The following is a 1069-nucleotide window of genomic DNA, read 5'->3' as shown; positions in this document are numbered from 1 at the left end:
GGGCGAGACTGCGGGCCATGCGCGGGCTCCTTGTGAGGGGCTGGCTGGGGGGCACCTGCAGCCCTTCCCCGGGCCGCCGCGCCCGCCACACACTCGGCCCGGACGGGCGACCGCCGATCGGCCGACGGTCGGCCGGACGCGCACCCCGACCCGTCCCGGCACCCGCCGCCGCCGGCTCACTCGAACGGGAACGGCGTCGTTTCGCGAGGTACCCGCGCGGGGAACCGGTGTTGTCCCCAGCAGGCGAGTGCGACGGAGGGTGCGGACCATGGCGCAGCAGGATGCGGCACCGGACGGCGGCGGAGTGCTGCACGAGATCGTGTCGGCCGTGTCCCGGGGCGCGCCGGAGTACCGGCAGTGCCCCCACCCGATGTACGCCGCCCTGCGCGAGCAGGATCCGGTGTGCCGGCTGACCCCTCCCCACGGGATCGCCACCTACCTCATCACCCGTCACGACGACGCCCGTGACGCACTGTCGGACCCCCGGTTCAGCAAGAACATGCACGGCGCCATCGACACCTACCACGCGGTCTACGGCAGCTTCTTCGACGCCCTCGACGACAACGTGCTCTTCTCGGACCCGCCCCGGCACACACGGCTGCGCCGCATCCTGCGGAGCGCCTTCACCCCCCGGCGGGTGGAACAGATGCGCCCGAGGATCACCGAGATCGCCGAGCACATCCTCGGCGAGTGCCGCGAGGCGGGCACGGTCGACCTCATGGCCTCGTTCGCGTTCCCGCTGCCCATCGCGGTCCTGTGCGAACTGATGGGCATCCCGCAGGAGGACCGGCCGGAGATCCTGGAGCAGTTCGCGGTGGTGACCCGCTCCCGCTTCGACCCCAGCAGGAAGGCCGAGCTGAAGGCGGCCGAGGAGCGCCTGCAGCACCGGTTGGAGCGGCTCATCGCGGACACGCGCGCGCACCCGTCGGACTCCTTCCTCAGCGACCTCCTCCAGGGGGAGGAGCAGCTGGAGGATCCGGAACTGGTCGCTTCGCTGTGGGTCCTGTTCTTCGCCGGCCACAAGACCACCGCCTACCAGATCGGCAATTCCGTCCTGAACCTGCTGCTC

At 71.5% G+C, this 1069-nt stretch carries 1 protein-coding gene; it reads left to right on the top strand.

Annotated features, from left to right (window positions below):
• Positions 1-268 precede the first annotated feature (268 nt).
• A partial coding sequence (locus ACWGIU_RS38380; RefSeq protein WP_453712781.1) for a cytochrome P450 occupies positions 269-1069 on the top strand: 801 nt, incomplete at its 3' end.

The sequence above is a fragment of the Streptomyces sp. NPDC054840 genome, assembly GCF_053611065.1.
Note: the sequence above shows the minus strand (reverse complement) of the source record. Positions and strands in the feature narration are given on the sequence as shown.